Source organism: Agrobacterium sp. fls2-241-TYG-188a, from assembly GCF_030209845.1.
Genome location: NZ_JARVRD010000008.1, coordinates 47322 through 65039, shown reverse-complemented (window position 1 = coordinate 65039; position 17718 = coordinate 47322). Strand labels below are relative to the sequence as shown.

Annotated in this window: 16 protein-coding genes and 3 pseudogenes; 9 read left to right on the top strand and 10 right to left on the bottom strand. The window is 60.0% G+C overall.

The features are described 5' to 3' along the window. Positions 1-12 precede the first annotated feature (12 nt). From QRN85_RS20815 to QRN85_RS20805, 3 genes are read right to left on the bottom strand one after another with little or no spacing between them, the layout of a single operon-like run. Positions 13-489, bottom strand: a complete 477-nt coding sequence (locus QRN85_RS20815) for an NAD-dependent epimerase/dehydratase family protein (protein WP_284760065.1) — start codon at positions 487-489, stop codon at positions 13-15. Continuing rightward, positions 486-995, bottom strand: a complete 510-nt coding sequence (locus QRN85_RS20810; protein ID WP_284759948.1) for an NAD-dependent epimerase/dehydratase family protein — start codon at positions 993-995, stop codon at positions 486-488. Before QRN85_RS20810 ends, QRN85_RS20815 begins: the two co-directional genes overlap by 4 nt. 4 nt (positions 996-999) lie before the next feature. Continuing rightward, complete coding sequence (locus tag QRN85_RS20805; protein ID WP_284759947.1) at positions 1000-1653, bottom strand: DUF2306 domain-containing protein; 654 nt, start codon at positions 1651-1653, stop codon at positions 1000-1002. Between the two features lie 150 nt (positions 1654-1803). On the opposite strand from QRN85_RS20805, the gene QRN85_RS20800 reads away from it, so the two are divergent. Then, positions 1804-2727: an AraC family transcriptional regulator gene (locus QRN85_RS20800; protein ID WP_502870820.1), complete on the top strand. Its 924-nt coding sequence runs from the start codon at positions 1804-1806 to the stop codon at positions 2725-2727. A 184-nt stretch (positions 2728-2911) separates the two neighbouring features. Here the strand turns inward: QRN85_RS20800 and QRN85_RS20795 are convergent, their stop codons facing one another. The 3 genes and pseudogenes from QRN85_RS20795 to QRN85_RS20785 form a co-directional block, all read right to left on the bottom strand. Continuing rightward, a complete protein-coding gene (locus tag QRN85_RS20795; protein WP_284760064.1) occupies positions 2912-6169 on the bottom strand; it encodes an error-prone DNA polymerase in 3258 nt (1085 codons plus the stop codon). After that, positions 6166-7678 (bottom strand): annotated as a pseudogene (locus QRN85_RS20790) (Y-family DNA polymerase). The gene QRN85_RS20795 and the pseudogene QRN85_RS20790 overlap by 4 nt, the downstream one beginning before the upstream one ends. Then, positions 7599-8351 (bottom strand): ImuA family protein, encoded by a 753-nt coding sequence (locus QRN85_RS20785; protein WP_284759945.1) that lies wholly within the window; start codon positions 8349-8351, stop codon positions 7599-7601. The pseudogene QRN85_RS20790 and the gene QRN85_RS20785 overlap by 80 nt, the downstream one beginning before the upstream one ends. A 281-nt stretch (positions 8352-8632) precedes the next feature. On the opposite strand from QRN85_RS20785, the gene ligD reads away from it, so the two are divergent. Further along, the gene (gene ligD, locus QRN85_RS20780) at positions 8633-9685 is read left to right on the top strand and encodes a non-homologous end-joining DNA ligase (protein WP_113327666.1); all 1053 of its coding nucleotides are present in this window, start codon (positions 8633-8635) and stop codon (positions 9683-9685) included. Positions 9686-9744: 59 nt separating this feature from the next. Next, positions 9745-10517 (top strand): annotated as a pseudogene (locus QRN85_RS20775) (SOS response-associated peptidase family protein). An 83-nt stretch (positions 10518-10600) separates the two neighbouring features. Here QRN85_RS20775 and ada read toward each other — a convergent pair. Further along, positions 10601-11623 carry a bifunctional DNA-binding transcriptional regulator/O6-methylguanine-DNA methyltransferase Ada gene (gene ada / locus QRN85_RS20770; protein ID WP_113237178.1) on the bottom strand — a complete coding sequence of 341 codons (1023 nt, stop codon included), beginning with the start codon at positions 11621-11623 and terminating at the stop codon, positions 10601-10603. Beyond that, a complete protein-coding gene (locus QRN85_RS20765; protein WP_113237179.1) occupies positions 11623-12027 on the bottom strand; it encodes a YybH family protein in 405 nt (134 codons plus the stop codon). The genes ada and QRN85_RS20765 overlap by 1 nt, the downstream gene beginning before the upstream one ends. A gap of 175 nt (positions 12028-12202) precedes the next feature. On the opposite strand from QRN85_RS20765, the gene QRN85_RS20760 reads away from it, so the two are divergent. The 4 genes from QRN85_RS20760 (at position 12203) to QRN85_RS20745 (ending at position 14468) form a co-directional block, all read left to right on the top strand. Further along, a complete protein-coding gene (locus tag QRN85_RS20760) occupies positions 12203-12715 on the top strand; it encodes an RrF2 family transcriptional regulator (protein WP_113237180.1) in 513 nt (170 codons plus the stop codon). 12 nt (positions 12716-12727) lie between these two features. Further along, on the top strand, positions 12728-13480 hold the full coding sequence (locus QRN85_RS20755; RefSeq protein WP_284759944.1) for an SDR family oxidoreductase: 753 nt from the start codon (positions 12728-12730) through the stop codon (positions 13478-13480). A 13-nt stretch (positions 13481-13493) separates the two neighbouring features. Further along, positions 13494-13931 (top strand): cupin domain-containing protein, encoded by a 438-nt coding sequence (locus QRN85_RS20750; protein ID WP_284759943.1) that lies wholly within the window; start codon positions 13494-13496, stop codon positions 13929-13931. 90 nt (positions 13932-14021) lie between these two features. Beyond that, entirely contained in the window at positions 14022-14468 is a 447-nt protein-coding gene (locus QRN85_RS20745; RefSeq protein WP_284759942.1) for a carboxymuconolactone decarboxylase family protein, read from the top strand. Positions 14469-14532: 64 nt separating this feature from the next. Here the strand turns inward: QRN85_RS20745 and QRN85_RS20740 are convergent, their stop codons facing one another. Continuing rightward, positions 14533-15456, bottom strand: a complete 924-nt coding sequence (locus QRN85_RS20740) for an SDR family NAD(P)-dependent oxidoreductase (protein ID WP_284759941.1) — start codon at positions 15454-15456, stop codon at positions 14533-14535. 125 nt (positions 15457-15581) lie between these two features. On the opposite strand from QRN85_RS20740, the gene QRN85_RS20735 reads away from it, so the two are divergent. Both QRN85_RS20735 and QRN85_RS20730 read left to right on the top strand, forming a co-directional pair. After that, positions 15582-16517, top strand: a complete 936-nt coding sequence (locus QRN85_RS20735) for a LysR family transcriptional regulator (protein WP_502870814.1) — start codon at positions 15582-15584, stop codon at positions 16515-16517. A gap of 306 nt (positions 16518-16823) precedes the next feature. Beyond that, the gene (locus QRN85_RS20730; protein WP_162723492.1) at positions 16824-17441 is read left to right on the top strand and encodes a TetR/AcrR family transcriptional regulator; all 618 of its coding nucleotides are present in this window, start codon (positions 16824-16826) and stop codon (positions 17439-17441) included. On the opposite strand, the pseudogene QRN85_RS20725 reads toward QRN85_RS20730, so the two are convergent. Beyond that, positions 17435-17668: pseudogene (locus QRN85_RS20725) on the bottom strand (penicillin-binding protein 2); the annotation flags it as partial. The gene QRN85_RS20730 and the pseudogene QRN85_RS20725 sit on opposite strands and share 7 nt — an antisense overlap. Positions 17669-17718: the final 50 nt, after the last annotated feature.

The window sequence follows — 17718 nt, the reverse complement described above, 5'->3', positions numbered from 1 at the left end:
CTACTGAACGGTTTATACTTCGCCGAAATAATGCAATCCTTCTAGATCGTCGATCAATGCGGGGCCAACCGGCCGCCAGCCGAGTTCTTGCTGTGTCCGCTGGCTGTCAACGGGGTTATCGACTCCCACAAAGGGCGCCAGGAAGCCGAACTGGCGTTTGGCTTGCAGCGATGTTGCGGATCGGACTGGAAGACCGAGATCTTTGGCCATGATTTCAGCAATCTGCTTGTATGTGACCCCCTCCTCTGCTGCGCCGTGATAAACACCCCCCGCCCGTCCCTTTTCAAGCGCCAGCTCGAAGAGATAGACGGCATCGCCGATATGTACTCCACTCCATCGATTTGAGCCGTCTCCGACATAGAGCACCTCACCATTCTTACGGGCAGCTGTCGCGAGTTGCGGAATTAATCCGCTGTCGCCCCGACCGTGCACTGACGGCGCGAGCCGAACCAAGGATGCCCGCACGCCACGCTGCGCCCATTGCCTCACCAAGGCCTCGCTAACAGCACGAACGTGACCGGGCGAGCGGGGATCGGGCAAATCGGTTTCCACAGCAAGGCGTTCGGCGCGCGCGCCTGGGGGCCGGCCACGCCCATAGTAGCGAACGCCGTCACCATCGGGCGTGCGGATCCAGCCAACGCCGCGGCCAGAGCATCGATGGCTGCCTCGTTCGTGGCCGTTATCGCCTGCATCATTCTCGCGACGGTGTTGCCGGGCCATCCCCCGAGGAGAGCGCCAAACAAGCGCCGGCGCGGTAGGTCGCCCGGCGAAAAGCTGTAGGCGAGATGGACGACCGCATCGGCCTCGGCAGCCCCTCTACGGAGAATATCGAGATCGACGATACTCCCTGCAAGCGGACGCGCGCCCAGAGAGTTCAATCGACGCTCTGATGTCTTTGAACGGGCCAATCCGACGATCTCGTGGCCTTTTGCCGACAGATGCTCGATGAGCGCAGGGCCGATAAAACCGGTGGCCCCCGTGATGAAGATACGCATTTAGTTACCCCTTGGAAGGTGTCATGGAATGAGCGACCAGAACGCTTGTCGGACGACGCCAGAGATAGAGCTCCGCGAGCAGAAGGTTCGGCAGCCAACAGGCCCACGCGATGGTGCGATAGGCAATCAGAAATTCGATGTTAAAAACGTCCGAGAGCGGCAGGTAGATACGAAGCGTCACTGCTGAGAGCGTGAGCGCGAAGGACCGGATCATCCAGCGCCGGTGCGATACAATACGGCCGACAAGAACCTCGCGTACTGCAAGACCCGTCGTCATCAGCCACGCCAAGCCGAGGGCAGCGAAACCCGCACCAGCCACGGGACCCGAGGACAGTCCCGTCGCCAGCACCAGCGCTGCTAGGCCACCGCTGGCGCAGCCGGAGACGTAAAGGCGCCCGATACACCTGTGCAAAAATGGCCACCGCGCCCTCAGTCCCGGCCAAAATTGCCACGGTCCGAGAAGCAGTGCTGTAGCAGCGCCGGCCGCGTGCACAGCAATCCACGGATCGAACTGCCGGTTGGCAGCGATATTTTGGGGAACCGGCCCCTGGCCCGCAAGATAGCGATAGGAAAACAGCGCCACCACGGTTGAGATCGTTGCCGTGGACGCCCAGACGAACAGGCCCAAGCGCGATCTAGATACATGCACCGTTTTCATAGCTTTCCTAAGATGCAGCATTCCTGCAACCACAAAACGAGGGACGTAGGCATGGGATTTCCTTTGATTTTACATTTTCCAAAGACTACCCCTCCCTTTGCGAACCATCTATGCTCGTTCAGACTAGAAATCTTCGAGATCGTTCGAAACATGGATCCATTGTCCGACATCCTGACCATACTGAAGCCTCGTCGACTGGAGACCGGCGCCACCGATGTGGGAGGCGACCTTTCAATCCGGTTTCCACCGCATGAGGGGCTGTACTGCTATGCGGTGCTGGAAGGTGCGTGTTGGTTGACGCTGGAGGACGGCGCCACGCCGCTCCGACTCAAAGCCGGGGATTGCGTCTTGCTGCCGAGCGGTCGTCCGTTTCGCATTTGCAGCAAACAAGGCCTCACATCCGTGGATGCCGCTGTTTTCTTCGCTGGCCGAAGCAATGGCGAAGTCGTTATCTATGAGAAGGGAGGCACTTGCTTCGTCTGTGCCGCACATTTCGGTTTCGACACTCCGGATTCGAGTTTGCTGCTCGGCATGCTTCCACCGGTTGTCCATATCAACGACCAAACAGATCAGACCGCGATGCGCTGGGCGCTGGACCGGATGATGGCGGAGCTGCGTACACCTAGAGCAGGAAGCGATCTTCTCGTTGAGCACCTCTCCCATTTGATACTGATCCAGGCACTGCGCCAGCACCTCACAGCGCGGGACGGCACACGTGTTGGATGGCTTTCGGCGTTAGCTGACCCACCCGTCGCAGCGGTCATCGCAGCTCTGCATGCGAAACCAGCTGATCGATGGAGCGTCGCGGCAATGGCCAAGATCGCTGGCATGTCGCGCACTATCTTTGCGCTCCGCTTCAAGGCGAGCGTCGGCGCCAGTCCGATGGAATATCTGACGCGCTGGCGCATGATGTTAGCCGCCGATGCTCTAAGGCTGCCACACAGAACAATTGCCTCAGCCGCCGTGGCGGTCGGATACGACTCTGACAGCGCTTTCAGCACCGCCTTCAAGCGTATCATGGGCTGCTCGCCTCGTAGGTATCATGCAAGGATGAGCAATGAGAACGCTGTCTAGAGCTGCATCACGCATCAAAAATTGCTTGGAACTCGATACTTTGTTCGAGCAGAGCGAGCCCGTAATTGGGGTCAGACCTTTACGACGTGAAGGGTCGTTTTTAGATCGGCTAACAGCCGCTTACCCGGAGCATGTGTCGCCTTGAGCTGAATCGAACCGTCGGCCGACAGTACCCAATCGTAAATCATTGAAAGTTCCGCGCCTTCACCTTCAACGTTTCGATATGAAGATCCGGAATGAACATGTCCCGCGGGACAACGGGCTTTAGCCGATCGCGTGAATCCGGCCCGCCGCCGCCGTGGGCAAACTCATCGCCGCGACCAGCCGGCAGCCTGAACTCCGTATCTCGATCGGCAAGGCCAACCAGATCGCCTGAAAGATCGAATAGTTGCTGGGCGACGAGATGGACGACCTCCCCTTCCCGCTGAATCCGTCCGTTGATCGCCATCATCGAGGATCCCAGTACTACACGTCGTCGCTTTTCAAACAGTGATGGCCAGACAACGATGTTGGCCGGTCCCGTTTCGTCCTCGATGGTGATAAACATCACGCCCTTGGCCGATCCCGGCTTCTGCCGCACCAGCACGAGTCCAGCGGTGTAAACCCATCGGCCATCCCGGGCATTCATCGCCTCGGCACAGGTGATGATATTGCGTGCCGACAGGTCCTTGCGCAGAAAGGCGACCGGATGCTGGCGCAAAGTGAGCCCGATGTGGCTGTAGTCCTCGATGACGTTATGGCCGTCCGTCATCTGCCGAAGCACTACCTCCGGCTCCTGCTGCTCGGCAATTGCCATCGCCTCGCGTTCGGCGGCGGCTGCAAACAACGGTAACGGCTCGTCGCGCAGCGCCTTGATCGCCCAGAGCGCATCGCGTCGTTCGAGTTTGAGCGATGGCAGGAAGGCATCGGCCTCCGCCAGCTGGACAAGCGCTTCGGTTGGGACACTTGAACGCCGCCACATATCATCGACTGAGGCGAACGCATTGTTCATGCGCGCTGCAACGATCCGCGCCGCCTCCGCAACTGCCAGTCCCCTCACCTGCCGGAAACCCAGCCGGACAGCATGCCGATCAATGCTGCCGATCTTTTCCAGAGTGCAGTCCCAGCGCGAGCGGTTGACGCACACAGGTCGCACTTCGACGCCATGCTTGATCGCATCACCGACGATCTGGGCTGGAGCATAAAAACCCATCGGCTGACTGTTCAAAAGCGCCGCGCAAAAGACATCCGGATAATGGCATTTGATGTAGTTCGATGCATAGGCGATCAGCGCAAAAGATGCCGCGTGACTTTCCGGAAAACCGTAGCTGCCGAAACCTTCGAGCTGGGAAAAGGTCTTTTCGGCGAACTCCGCCGAATAACCGTTCTTGACCATGCCGGAGACGAGTTTTTCCTTGAAGCGGGAGACCCCGCCGGTGAACTTGAAGGTGGCCATCGACTTGCGCAGCTGGTCGGCCTCGCCACCGGTAAAACCGGCGCAGACCATGGCGACGCGCATGGCGCTCTCCTGAAACAGCGGCACGCCCAGCGTCCTGCCGAGCACGGCCTCAAGCTCGGGTGTGGGATACTCTACCGGCTCCTTGCCTTCGCGGCGGCGAAGATAGGGATGCACCATGTCGCCCTGGATAGGACCGGGCCGGACGATCGCCACCTGCACGACCAGATCGTAGAAGGTGCGGGGTTTCAGACGCGGCAACATCGCCATCTGCGCGCGGCTTTCGATCTGGAAGGTCCCAAGCGTATCGGCTTTTCGGATCATTGCGTAGGTGGCTGCGTCTTCCTGCTGGATCGTAGACAGATCGAGATCCTCCCCCTTATCCTCACGGATGAGATGAAACGCCTTTGCCATGCAGGTGAGCATGCCGAGTGCGAGCACATCCACCTTCATGAATTTCAGCGCCTCGACGTCATCCTTGTCCCATTCGATGATCTGGCGGTCCTTCATCGTCGCCGGCTCGATCGGTACGAGATCGTCCAGCCGGTCATGGGTGAGGACAAATCCTCCTGGATGCTGGCCAAGGTGGCGTGGCGCACCCATCAGCTGCTGCGCCAGTTTCAGGGTGAGCGCTAAGCGCCGGTCGTCCGGGTTGAGGTTGAGTTCCCGGATGTTTCTGTCGGGCACTTCCTCCGACCAGGACCACATGCCTGATGACAGCGCCTTGATGACGTCCTCCGGCAGTCCGAGCGCCTTGCCGACATCGCGGATTGCGCCCTTGGCCCGGTAGCGGGTGACGGTCGCGCAGAGTGCCGCCTTGTCCTTGGTATAGGTCTTGTAGATCCACTGTATGACCTCCTCGCGCCGTTCATGCTCGAAGTCGACATCGATATCCGGCGGCTCGTCGCGCTCCTGGCTGACGAAACGCTCGAACAGGAGGTCGTTGGTCGAGGGATCGATAGAGGTAATGCCGAGAATATAGCAGACGGCGCTGTTGGCCGCCGATCCCCTGCCCTGGCAGAGAATGCCCTGGCTTCTCGCAAAGCGCACGATCGAAAACACCGTCAGAAAATACGGCGCGTATTTCATGGTGCGGATAAGATCGAGCTCGTGCCGAACGGTCTTTAGAACATCCGGTGGCAGGCCTTCCGGATAACGGTCAGGCGCGCATTCCCAGACATAATGCTCCAGCGAGGCCTGCGCATCCTTGCCCGGCACAATGGCTTCCTCCGGGTACTGGTAGGTCAGTTCCTCAAGCGAGAACGTGCAGCGCCGCACGATCTCCATGCTTCGCGCCAGGGCATCCGGATAGCGCGGAAATAGGCGAGCCATTTCTTCCGGAGGCTTCAGATATCGATCGGCATGGCGTTCGCGCTCGAAGCCGACATCGTCGATCGTGGTGTTATGCCTGATGCAGGTAACGATGTCCTGCAACTGCCGCCGGCCCGGCTCATGAAACAGCACGTCATTGGTGACGACGGTTCTGACCTTGAACCGCGCCGCCATGTTGGAAATCTCATGCAGGCGCAATTGGTCGTTCGGTCGCCGACGCAGGTAGAGCGAAACATAGGCGCGATCGCCAAACGCTTCAGCCATCTTGCGAAGCTGGATCGCGCAGAGATCATCCGGCAGATCCGGTACGAGAATGCCGACCATGCCTTCCGAATAGGCGATGACATCGTCCCAATGTAAAATGCAGTTGTTCTTGCCGCCGCGCGACTTGCCGAGTGTGATCAGCCGCGTCAGACGTGAATAGGCGGGACGATCGATGGGATAGACCAGCAGAGACATGCCGTCAGCCAGATCGAGACGACAGCCGACGACAAGCCTGACGCCTGTCGCACGCGAGGCTTCTAGGGCCCTGACGATTCCGGCCAGCGAGTTGCGATCAACGACGCCGAGTGCCTCGATCCCCAAGATCTTGGCGGTCTGGAACAGTTCCTGCGCCGAGGATGCGCCGCGCAGAAAGGAAAAATGGGTCGTGACCTGCAGCTCCGCATAGCTCATGCGAAAATCCCGTGACAGAACCATCGGTGGCTCCCGGTCTCAGGATCCACCCCGTCGCCGGAGCGGAACACCCACAGGCGTTCACCTGCTTCGTCTTCGATGACAAAGTAGTCCCGCACCGCCTCCATCTCTGCATCGCGCTGCCACCACTCCCCAAAAATGCGTTCCGGTCCATCGGCACGCTTGACCTTGCGGCGCTTGCCGCGCCAGACGATCGAGACCGGCGGCCGGTCCGGCATCAGCGCGATCGCCTCGATCGGTTCTGGGCGTGGTAAAAGCCGAACCGGCCGGCGCCAATGGCTGACCCAGGCAACGGCGATCGGTTCAGCGACGGGGCTGATCCGTTGGACGGAGCGTTCCGGCACGTCGGAGGCAACAGGCGCTACGCGGTAGACCCTTTGCCCCCCGGTTTCCGTAGATGTCGATCAGCGGCGTCACATCGGTGATGTCATCCTCAATCAGAGCAGAGGCTCTCTGCACCTCCTCCATAGGCTCGGCCAGAACGGCCACGAGCGTCAGCTTCTCGATCCCAAAGCCCGGCTCGATCTTCTCCGTCCGGTCCCGAAACAGTTTTGTCAGCCAGGCGATGTCGCGCGCAGGCTTGGCAGTACCCGCCCGGATCGCCTGACGCGTACCATCGACTTTCTCGACGATAAGATCTGCACGGCGCACCCCAAGGGCGCGCTTCTGTAGCTCATCGACCAGTTGCACGACAAGCCGCCCGACATATTTGTCGATTGTCTCCGCCGCCCCGATCGGTTCGGCGAAAGCTTTCGAGACTTCGACCAGTTCCGGAGTACGGATGGGTTCAATCGGCTCGGCAATGCGGCCAAAGATATGGTCGAGACGACGTCCGACCTCTGGACCAAAGCGGAGTGTCAGTGGGGCGCGTGGTGTATTGGCGAGCTCACCGACCGTCTGGAAACCAAGGATACGCAGATCGCTCACGATTTTTGCCGGCAGGCGCAGAAGTGCAATCGGCAGCTTCTCGACGGCGCGGACGGTTTCACCGGGTGGAATGACGATCGTCTCGCGGTTGATCGCGCGGGCGCAGGCGTGGGCAGCACCCCAGCTATCGGCAACAGCCACACGGGCGGTAAGTTTTTTGGCAAGAAACTGGTTGGCAATTTTCGTGACCATGGGCAACTCACCACCCTGAAGATGGTCTGCACCCTCGGTGTCCATGACAATACCATCAACTCCATCAACAGCGACGATCGGCGAATAGACTGTCAGCGCCCAAAGCGTGATGCGTTCGAGTGCGGCTCGATCAGCTTCATCGTCTGCGTCCACCATCATCAGACCGCGAAACAGCGACTGTGCCTTTGCTGCTGCCATGCCGATATGCACGCCTGCCTTTCGGGCGTTTGCATCCGCAGACGAAACCCACCGTTTCGAACCGCTCTTTGCGATCACGGCGATGGGCCGTTCAGGCGGAATGGACGGATCGGCTCGACGAATGCGATCCGTCGGCAGATCCGGAAGATAAATGGATACGACCCTTGTCATCACACGCTCTCACGAGAAACTCAGCACACTCACCCGCTTTCACGCGCATCAATTCCAAAAACCACTGAGGCCTGCCCACCCCCGGTACCGGCAGCTCCTCGGACGGCATCACACTCACCCGCCATCTGGTTGTCGACGCCGTCGGCTGGCCAAAATCATTCGCCTCCGTCTGCCGCCGCCATCGCCGAACGCCAAGCGCCATCGTCCCGGTTCGCTCGGCGGCCAGTTGCAGGCGGCGGGAGCTGACCATCGGCAGGCGAACGAGCTCGCCGACGACAGCGCCGAGCCCACCGAAGGACAAGCCCTCCTCCTTGTCGGACTCGACGAAGATGACGCGGTCGGGATGGAGGCCGACCTGGGCAAGCGCCGGAAAGAACAGATCCGGCCTCGTCAGACACCAGATGACGGGGCCTTTGGTTCGCGCGGCAATGCCGGCCACAAGAAGCGCGGCTGCTGCACCATCGACCGTACCGGATCCGCCGCCCGCAAACTCATGCAGAGCTCCATAAGCAAGACCCCCGCCAGGCAGGGCCGCATCGATCTCGGGGACACCGAAAGCGAGCGTTCCGGCCCGCTTCGCGGCTGCGCCCTCCATAGAGGCGATGCGTTCACGCAAGTCGCAGATCACATCCAAGACCCCTCCAGGAGCCCTGGGGGAACGGGCAGCAGTCATCGTTCACGGCTCCCTTCAAGGTCGTGTTCAAAGGATCGACATCATGTCGCACGGGCTATTTGTTCATTGTTTGTTCTTGTGATGCAAAAGAGTCAAGCACCACAAGGTTGAGGAATATTATCCAACTATTAGCAAAACCGAAGATTCGAAAAGGATTCAAGGATTTATGGATAACAAGAATTTTTACCGAACTCCCCTCGTGTCGAGCTCCGAATCGTGGATAGCGGGGATAGATGAGCGGCGTCACAATCTTCTTAAGGTTTTCGTGCTGAACTCTCGGAATGACGAAGCCACCGAGATCAAAGCCGCTCCTTCGTGATATCGAAGCCCCGATCCGCTCAAAGCCGCATCGGAAGCGTAATCCTGCACAGCCACAGCTTCTGTTCGATCCGATGCCCGACCGCCTCGAGCCGACGCTTGCGCAATTGAAGGCCCATCCGCCACAAGGCGATCAATGGAGCTGGGAGCTGAAATGGGACGGCTATCGGCTGGCGGTCCACATCGAGCCGACAGGTGTGCGCATCCTTACCCGCGGGGGTCATGACTGGACGCACCGGTTTCCGGCGATCGAACAGGCTGCCCGAGCGCTTGGCCCGGCAACGATGATCATCGATGGCGAGGCGGTGGTGCTGGACGAGGAAGGGCGGCCGGATTTCGGCCTGCTGCAGAAGTCGTTGGGGGCTTCGGGCAAGGCGGCCGGAAATCGAGCATCTGAAGCCGTCCTCTACGCTTTTGATCTTATGTACCTCGACGGCCACGATCTGCGGGAGATGGAATACCGATCACGCCGGCATCTTCTCGAGGATACGATAAAGGCGAATGACGGCGCCGTCCGTCTATCGGAAACACTCGACGCTGACCCCAACGTCCTGTTGGAGCATGTCCGCAGCCTTGGTCTTGAAGGCATCGTTGGCAAGCATCTGGATCAGCCCTATCGTTCCGGTCGCACCGGCGACTGGGTGAAGATCAAATGCATCGAGAGCGAAGCGTTCATGGTCGTCGGCTATGAACCGTCGGCGGCATCGCCGGGTGGGTTTGGCTCACTGGTGCTTGCTGCCTACGGCGGCCACGATCTCGTCCATGTCGGGAGCGTCGGCACGGGATTCAAGGAAGCCGAGATGACCAGACTGCGCAAGATGCTGGACAGGCTGCGCTGGAAACGAAAGCAGCCGCCTTTACCCTTTCCCGAAAAATCAGACATTGTCTGGGTCGATCCGACCTTAATCGCCGAGATCGAGTTCCGGGCGTGGACCGGAGACGGCAAATTGCGGCATGCCTCCTACAAGGGCCTGCGGGAACGTCAGGACAATGCCGACGTTTACAGGCTCGACTAGCGTCTCAGGCGGAACTCAACCGTCAAACTGCATTCGGTCGCAACGGAGGAATTGCTGCCATGTGCAATCTTTATCGCGGGAAGACAAGGACTGGGTGTCGAAATGGGCCCAGGATGCCGAGAGCCTGATCAACCTGATGCCGGCGTATCAGATGAATCCCGACCAGCTGGGGCCTATCGTCCGCAACACGGCTGACGGAAAGACGCAGCTTGTGCATGCGCGCTGGGGCTTGCCCTCACCGATTTTCGTGCAGAAGAAGGCTGCGGAAGCTCGAGCGGAGAAACTGAAGGCCAAAGGCAAGGCCGTCGACATGGACGAACTCATTCGCATGGAGCCCGACCGTGGTGTGACCAATGTTCGCAAGCTCAACCTGCCTCACTGGACGAGATGGTTCGGCGTCGAGCACAGGTGTCTCGTGCCGGTCACCAGCTTCGCCGAGCCGGATCCGGCAAGCAAAGAGGACGGTGGCAATGTGCCCAATGCATGGTTTGCGCGCAACAAGGCAAAATCGCTGATGTTCTTCGCCGGTATCCACGTGCCGCAATGGAAAAGCGTTCGCAAAGTCAGGGACGGGCTCACGACCGACGATCTCTATGGTTTTCTGACCACGGATGCAAACGCAATCGTCAAGCCAGTCCACGAGAAGGCCATGCCTGTCCTGCTGCAGACGAGGGAAGAAACCGATATCAGGATGCGGGCGCCGTGGGACGAAGCAAAGCACCTCGCCCGCCCACTACCAAACGATGCGCTCATCATCCTGTCACGTGAGCCCTACGGATCGTCAATCGTATCGAAATCTGGCGAGCCGGTGGAGCAAGACGGTCTGGTGTAACCCATTAGCCGTTTCGCTCGGCAGGAGCACTCCACAATCGGGTAAACCACCGCGGCGCAGTTTTGCGAGAACACGATTTAGATTTAATGCCGTTCCTCTCTTCGCAGCAGCTCAGCCTTCCGCTCAATTCCCCAGGTATAGCGGAATGACGCTCCATCTTTTCTTACAACACGGTGGCAGGGAATAGCGATGGCGAGAGGATTGCTCGCGCAGGCACTGGCTACAGCCTTACCCGCCTTCGGACGTCCGACCTTAGCAGCGAGATCTTCATAGCTGATGATCTCGCCCGGAGAAATATCTCGTAACGCAAGCCAGACGCGACGCTGGAAGGTAGTCCCACGCAGGTCGAGCGGCAAGTCGAAGCCGACCTCCGGGCGCTCAACCATTCCAACAACCTTAGCGACGGTGTCCTCGTATCGTTCGTCCCCTCCGACAAAGTTCGCATTTGGAAATCGATCCTGAAGATCTGTCAGGAGGGCGGCAGGATCATCCCCAAGGAGAATTGCCGCAACGCCCTTGTCGCTCGAAGCAACCAGGATCGCACCAAGCGATGTCTGGCCGACTGCAAAGTGCAGCGTTTCCCTGCGCCCGCCTGCCCTGTAGTCTGCCGGGGCCATTCCGAGCGCGCGGCTGCATACCGCGTAGAACCGTCCGCTGGAACCGTATCCTGCGTCATAGAACGTCGACGTAATGGACCTGCCCGGTTTTAGTCCTTCCCGGACGAGTTGAGCCCTCCTCTCGAGCATGTATGCTCGCGGGGTCATTCCAGTGTGTGCGCGGAACGTCCGGTGGAAGTGCCCCTCACTGACGCCGAGCGCATGTGCGAGAGCCGCCACAGTGGGCGAGCTGTCGCCGGCATCGATCAGCTTGCACGCCTCAGCCACGAGATCGGCATTCCTCCTTGCAAATTTCTCGTCGTCGGGACGGCATCGCAGGCACGGGCGAAAGCCTGCTCTTTGTGCGTCGAAGACGCACCCGAACCAGCGCATGTTCTCTGGCCGGGGAGGACGGGAGATGCAGGTCGCCCTGCAGTAGACGCCGGTTGTGAGGACGCCGCGGAATGCGAGCGCTGTCGCTTCGGTCAGAACTTCCGCGGCATCCGTCATCAGCCGGCGCTCCTCTGCATCGAGCCGAACGGGTTGTCGATCAGATAGCGCCAGAGCCCATCCGGGCCACGGCGGGCGATGTCCGTTGCGGTCGCCACCATGTTGATCTTCGTGCCGTCCCGCGCCGTGCCGATATAGGACCAGTCGAGGATAAGGGACGCGACGTCACCCGCCACGAACAGGTGACGTTGCGTGATCGACATCTGAAGGCCGAGACTAAAGTATTTTGCGAGCTCCTTGCCGATCGCCTCCTTGCCGACGTGAGCGACGCCTGCGGCGTCCACGATCAAGCCTTCCGGGTCGTAGAAGCCGAGCATGGTCTCGACGTCGAGCGAGTTCAGATGGGCGAGAAGCGCCGGGACGATGCCTTCCGGCGTCGAGGAGAGTGCGAGCTTGGTGGTCATTCGTCGTCCTTTGTTGTTGTTCTGCTCCTGCGAGCGTCTTGACTATGGCGAGGCACCAAGGCGTCGAAACTCCGTTTTCTGATCTCATATTCCGATTTTGGACCGGTCTACGTGATCGGGGATTGACAGCTGTCCTAATCATAGACATTTTATATCCACGATTAGGAGATGCAAGATGAAACTGAGCGAAGGCGTCGAACAGGCGATCCACTGCACGGCATTCCTGGCGGGGCTGTCGCAAGACGGCGTGCTGTCGGCTGCAGCACTGGCCGAACTCCACGGCGTGTCGACGAGCTATCTGCTGAAGCACCTGCAGGCGCTGTCAGGCGCCGGGATCGTCGCGACGACGCCGGGGCCTAAGGGTGGTTATCGGCTGGCCAAGGCCCCGAAGGATATCAGCCTCCTGGATATCGTCCTCGCGGTAGAGGGACCGGCGGCTGCCTTCCGGTGCGCCGAAATCCGCCAGCGAGGGCCGAACCCTCTTCCGCAGCGCTATTTCACAAAACCCTGCCAGATCAACGTCGCGATGCTGAAAGCCGAGAAAGCGTATCGCGCCGAACTCGCCAAGGTGTCCGTCGCGGACCTTCTGGCGGATCTCGGCGCAGACGACGACGGCGGGATCGCCGCCCGCGGATGCGCCTTCCTGAAACTCCACGAACGCAAGACGGGCAATCGTGCCTCGTCATAGGAGAAAGCAGAAATGAGTACGTTAAAGAAGGTCGCCGTCATCGGCGGCGCGGGCCTGATCGGCTCGAAGGCAGTGAAACTGCTGCGGGACGCCGGCCACGAAGCCGTCGCCGCAAGCTCCCGCAACGGGATCAATGCCTACACGGGCGAAGGACTGGCCGAAGCCCTTGCGGGCGCAGACGCCGTCATCGACGTTTCCAACATGATGTCGTCCGACAAGACTGTGATAACCGACTTCTTTGGAACGTCGAGCAGCAACCTGACGAGCGCAGAAAAGGCCGCGGGCGTACGCCACCACGTCGTCCTTTCCATCGTCAACGCCGATCAGCTCGCGGCCAATCCCTACATGGCCGGCAAGGTGGCGCAGGAGGAAACCGTCGCGGCGTCGGGCCAAGGGTACACCATCGTCCGCGCGACGCAGTTCCATGAGTTCATCGAGACCCTGGCAGGCGCTTATGCGGCCGACGGCGTGGTGAAAGTGCCGGATATCGACTTCCAGCCGATCGCGGCCGACGACGTCGCCGCTGCTCTGGTGGAGGCCGCGCTCGGCGGGCCGAGGAACGGAACCGTCGATCTTGCCGGACCTGAACGGGGACCGTTCGAATCTTTCATCCGGACTTATCTCGATGCCAGGGGCGACGCTCGTCCGGTCAAAGCCGACGAGGCCGTCGACTACTTCGGCGCTCCCGTTGTCGCCGGCTCACTGGTTCCCGGCGGAGACTACATCAAGGGCGCGATCACGATCGCCAAGTGGCTCAGAACATAGGAGGGAAAGAATCATGAAGGCCATATTCTATGCCGCTACGGCACTTGCGGTCTCTCTGGCCACAGCTTCCGCTCATGACGTCGTCAAGCCTGGACTTGTGTACGACACGAAGGACGCAAAGGTGACGCTGGTTTACGAGCATCCCCTCCCGGACGTTCCAGGCAAGAGCGTCAAGGGCGTGCTCGTCGAGTACGGCCCCGGCGGCTACAGTTCCGCTCATACGCATGCAAAATCCGCCTTGATCTATGCGACGGTTCTCGAAGGCGCGATCCTGAGCGCCGTGAACGGTGGCGAGACGAAGACCTTCATCGCCGGTCAGAACTTCACAGAGCTGCCGGGCGACCGCCACGACGTCAGCGCCAACGCCAGCAAGACCGAGCAGGCGAAACTGCTCGCGGTCTTCGTCGTCGATACTGATGACACCGCCCTGACGACGCCGCGCAAGCCGTAGCGCTACCTACCAGACTACCCCTCACCTAGCACGAGCAACGACGGTTTCTCCGGCGAACGGAGAACCGTGTCTACGAGAAAGGAAAACAATATGTCCCGCATGAACTGGTCCGAAGTCGCCCCCGAGGGTGCCAAGGCGCTCTTCGGCGTCCATCACTACGTCACCAAGAAAACGAACCTGCCTGAAGAGCTGATTCATCTCGTCTTCCTGCGCGTGTCGCAGATCAACGGCTGCGCCCATTGCATCGACATGCATAGTCGCGATCTGCGCAAGACGATGTCCGTCGATAAGATCACGCTAGTTCCTGTCTGGGACGAGGTGCCTCACCTGTTCAGCGAGCAGGAACGAGCAGCACTGGCCTGGGCTGAAGAAGTCACGAATGTCAGCCAGACCCATGCCTCCGATGAGGCCTATGCCGCAGCGGTAGCCGCCTTCGAACCGAAGGATCTCGTCGATCTGACGATCACGATCGCCGCAATGAACGCCTTCAACCGCTTGGGCGCGCCATTCCGGCTTTCGGTGGCGGCCAAGGCCTGATCAACGTCCGGTCATCGCTCGACGAACACCCTGCCGGTCCGGACAGGTCGACAGGGTGTTCCGCTCACAGAGGCAATCCCAGCATCCGCGTCGCCATCTCCCAGAGCCGGTCCGCGTTGTCCTCATCAACGGCGTATCTCGCCACGCCTTTGAAGGGCCCAGCTCCGCGCTCGTCAACGACTGGGGCCTCCCGGCAATCGTCGAAATATCTACCGGAAATGCCTTCGACGAGCGGCGAACCCGCCAGCAGCACCGACGTGGCTGCTCCCTGCTCTATTGTCTTGCGCAAATGCTCGGGGGTTCGCAGGCCTCCGGTGTGCTTCTGAAGCCCCGTGGCAATCGCTCCGGGATTGAGCGCGTTGGACGTTATCCCGTCGCTGGCCCAGTTCTTGGCGATCCCAACGGACAGCAGGATGCAGGCTGTCTTCGATTGCCCATAGGCAAGTAGCGGATCGTATGGAATGAAGCGGAAGTCCGGATCGTCCCAGAACACGGGCGCGAACAGGTTGCCAGTCGAGGCGACGGAAACGACGCGGGCACCATTTGCCTTGGCTAGATGCCGTCGCAGCGCTAGCGTGAGTGCGAAGTGCCCCAGATAGTTCGTCGCGAACTGCATCTCCCGTCCTTCCGCAGTCCGCTGGATTTCCGGAATGGCCATGACGCCCGCATTGTTGACGAGAAAGTGCAAAGGCTCGTTCCAGTTCTCCGAGAATTCCTGCACGGAAGACAGATCCGCGAGGTCGAGGCGCCGAACGCGCAGTTGAGCCTCGGGCATACTCGTTTTCAGCTCAGCGACTGCCTTCTCCGCCTTATCCGGGCGGCGGGCTGCAATCGTCACAGCAGCTCCCGCGGCCGCGAGAGCGCGGCTCGTCTCCAGCCCGATGCCAGCGGCGCCACCGGTTACGATGACGTTCCGGCCAGCGAGGTCGACGCCTTCCAGAACGTCGGCGGCAGTAGATGAAAAGCCGAACGGTATCGGTAAAGTCATGGTTGTCCCTCGATCATCACCGGCATCTCAGTGATCCATTCTCTCAGCGGGCGCGGCCTCTTTCATGCCACCTCCTTAAGTAATTGACTTGTCCCGAAGATAAGCGCATGGCATTCATGAACTAGATGACTACCGTTACACACAATGATGAGATAATTCGAACAGTGGGCTTGCTCCCTCCTGGCGAGCTGGCGGCCTTCCTTGCCGTGGCCGAGCACGGAGGTTTTCGCGCTGCGTCCCGAGTTCTGGGCCAGACGGCGTCGGCGTTGAGCCACGCAGTCGCCGGACTGGAGAGACGTCTCAAAGTGAAGCTCTTCCACCGTTCGACGAGGAACGTCTCGCTGACGGAGCCTGGGCGGAGACTTGCGGAGCGGCTCATGCCGGCGCTCAGCGAAATCGGAATGGCGGTCGAGGAGCTTCACGACCAGGCCGCCTCGCCGTCCGGGCTTGTACGGATTAACTGCGACGCCAACGCCGCCGAGCAGTTGCTAATGCCGCTGTTGACGCGCTTCATGAAGCTGCAGCCGGCAATGCGCTTCGAAATCCGGTCCGAAGGGCGACTGGTCGATATCGCCGAAGGAGGTTTCGACTGCGGCATCCGCGCGGCGGAACTCGTCCCCGGCGAGATGGTCGCAATCCCGATCGGTCCAGACCAGCAGCACATCGTGGTGGCATCGCCCGCCTATCTCGACAATGCGCCGCTTCTAGATAGTCCGTCGGATCTCTCGCTTCACCAGTGCATCCAGCTCCGCATGGCGGGCGGGTCGATTTATCGCTGGGAGTTTCAGCGCCGCGGCGAGGAGGTCGTCGTGGCGACGACCGGCAACCTCGTGGTCGACCAGTCCCGACTTCTTCTGGCCGCGGCTCTGGACGACTGCGGCCTCGCCTATGTCACGCGATGGATGGCCGAGGAAGCACTTGCGGACGGGAGACTCCGGCAGGCGTTAGCCGAGTGGACGCCGCCCTATCCTGGCCTCTGCCTTTACTATCCCAGACACCGCCATATCGGAGCGGGGATGCGGGCCTTTCTGGACTTTCTGAAGGCCAATCGATCGATCTAAGCTCTTGAAGGGGGTCGAACCGACGACTACCAACTCTTTTAATCTAATGATCTGATATACAACAATCTTTTCGGGTCTGTGGAGGGTTAGAGGGTCAAACCTAGTTTCTCGTCTACTCCTGGTACTGGGGAACGACAGCGGTCTTAGATCTGAGTGCTTCGATGCGATGATCTGTTTGGATAATTGTACATCTCGCTACCCAGTCCGACATGGTGCGGCAGTAAGCGCTTACCTTCATGGGTATCGAAAGCGCCCATCCCGTGCTAGTCGCTCTAAACTTTGAACTTCGAAGTGTGGAGGCAACTGGTGGCGCGAGCACTCATAAGACCTGGCGGACGAAGCGAACGGATACAGATCGCTGTTCACGCCGCAGTTCGGGCGTTGCTCGAAGAGCATCATGGCCGAGACATCACGGTAGCAATGATCGCTGAACGAGCCGAAGTTCCGCCATCCACAATCTATCGGCGGTGGGAAAGCCTCTCGAAACTCCTCGAAGATGTCGCCAACGAGCGCTTAGTCCCCGACAGCATACCCATGGACACTGGAAGCTTCCGCGGAGATCTCGAAATCTGGGTTGAGCAAGTGGTCGATGACATCTCGTCGGGACCTGGTCACGCCCTGTTTCGTGAACGGATCAACGACGTCCGCGCAGCGCAGGCGGCGGCCGGCTACGTTTATCAAAACCTCGTATGTCTGATTGATCGCTGCGCTCAGCGTGGAGAAGTCGTGCCCGTGGCCGACCGCCTTATGGACATGATCTTTGCCCCGATCATCTACAGAATATTCTTCACCGGGCAATCGATCAAAAAGGCCTACCAGATCGAGCTGATCGAAAATGCGCTTTCCTCACCCGGAACAACACGTCCATTCGAGAGCCAAACGTCAATCAAGGAGTACGTTATCTACGAGAATCATCTTCAGTAGTTCACAAGAAGGCTGTCGCCTCCATCGTCTTCCCCAAACCGTGGCTGGACGCCAAGAAGCGGCGCTGAACGAGCAATAATTGCCTTGGCCATGGGGGCCGCCGTGTACGCTGCAAGCCTGCCGCCCTTCTCCCCGGTCAGCGGCGCGTCGATGATCGTCAGAACGACATAGCGCGGTTTGTCGATGGGGAACGCGGCGAGGAAGGCGTTGAAATTTAGGTGCGCGGCAGCAGTTGCCCCGTGAGTGTGGAGGTTCTAGTCCTGGGAGCGGGTTATGT

Bases quoted from the DNA above. Each gene is read 5' to 3' on its own strand.
- QRN85_RS20800 (WP_502870820.1), top strand. From the start codon at position 1,804: ATGGATCCATTGTCCGACATCCTGACCATACTGAAGCCTCGTCGACTG.
- QRN85_RS20735 (WP_502870814.1), top strand. From the start codon at position 15,582: ATGACTACCGTTACACACAATGATGAGATAATTCGAACAGTGGGCTTG.
- QRN85_RS20795 (WP_284760064.1), bottom strand. From the start codon at position 6,169: ATGAGCTATGCGGAGCTGCAGGTCACGACCCATTTTTCCTTTCTGCGC.
- QRN85_RS20765 (WP_113237179.1), bottom strand. From the start codon at position 12,027: ATGACCACCAAGCTCGCACTCTCCTCGACGCCGGAAGGCATCGTCCCG.
- QRN85_RS20805 (WP_284759947.1), bottom strand. From the start codon at position 1,653: ATGAAAACGGTGCATGTATCTAGATCGCGCTTGGGCCTGTTCGTCTGG.
- QRN85_RS20740 (WP_284759941.1), bottom strand. From the start codon at position 15,456: ATGACTTTACCGATACCGTTCGGCTTTTCATCTACTGCCGCCGACGTT.
- ada (WP_113237178.1), bottom strand. From the start codon at position 11,623: ATGACGGATGCCGCGGAAGTTCTGACCGAAGCGACAGCGCTCGCATTC.
- QRN85_RS20785 (WP_284759945.1), bottom strand. From the start codon at position 8,351: ATGACTGCTGCCCGTTCCCCCAGGGCTCCTGGAGGGGTCTTGGATGTG.
- QRN85_RS20810 (WP_284759948.1), bottom strand. From the start codon at position 995: ATGCGTATCTTCATCACGGGGGCCACCGGTTTTATCGGCCCTGCGCTC.
- QRN85_RS20755 (WP_284759944.1), top strand. From the start codon at position 12,728: ATGAGTACGTTAAAGAAGGTCGCCGTCATCGGCGGCGCGGGCCTGATC.
- ligD (WP_113327666.1), top strand. From the start codon at position 8,633: ATGACGAAGCCACCGAGATCAAAGCCGCTCCTTCGTGATATCGAAGCC.
- QRN85_RS20750 (WP_284759943.1), top strand. From the start codon at position 13,494: ATGAAGGCCATATTCTATGCCGCTACGGCACTTGCGGTCTCTCTGGCC.
- QRN85_RS20760 (WP_113237180.1), top strand. From the start codon at position 12,203: ATGAAACTGAGCGAAGGCGTCGAACAGGCGATCCACTGCACGGCATTC.
- QRN85_RS20745 (WP_284759942.1), top strand. From the start codon at position 14,022: ATGTCCCGCATGAACTGGTCCGAAGTCGCCCCCGAGGGTGCCAAGGCG.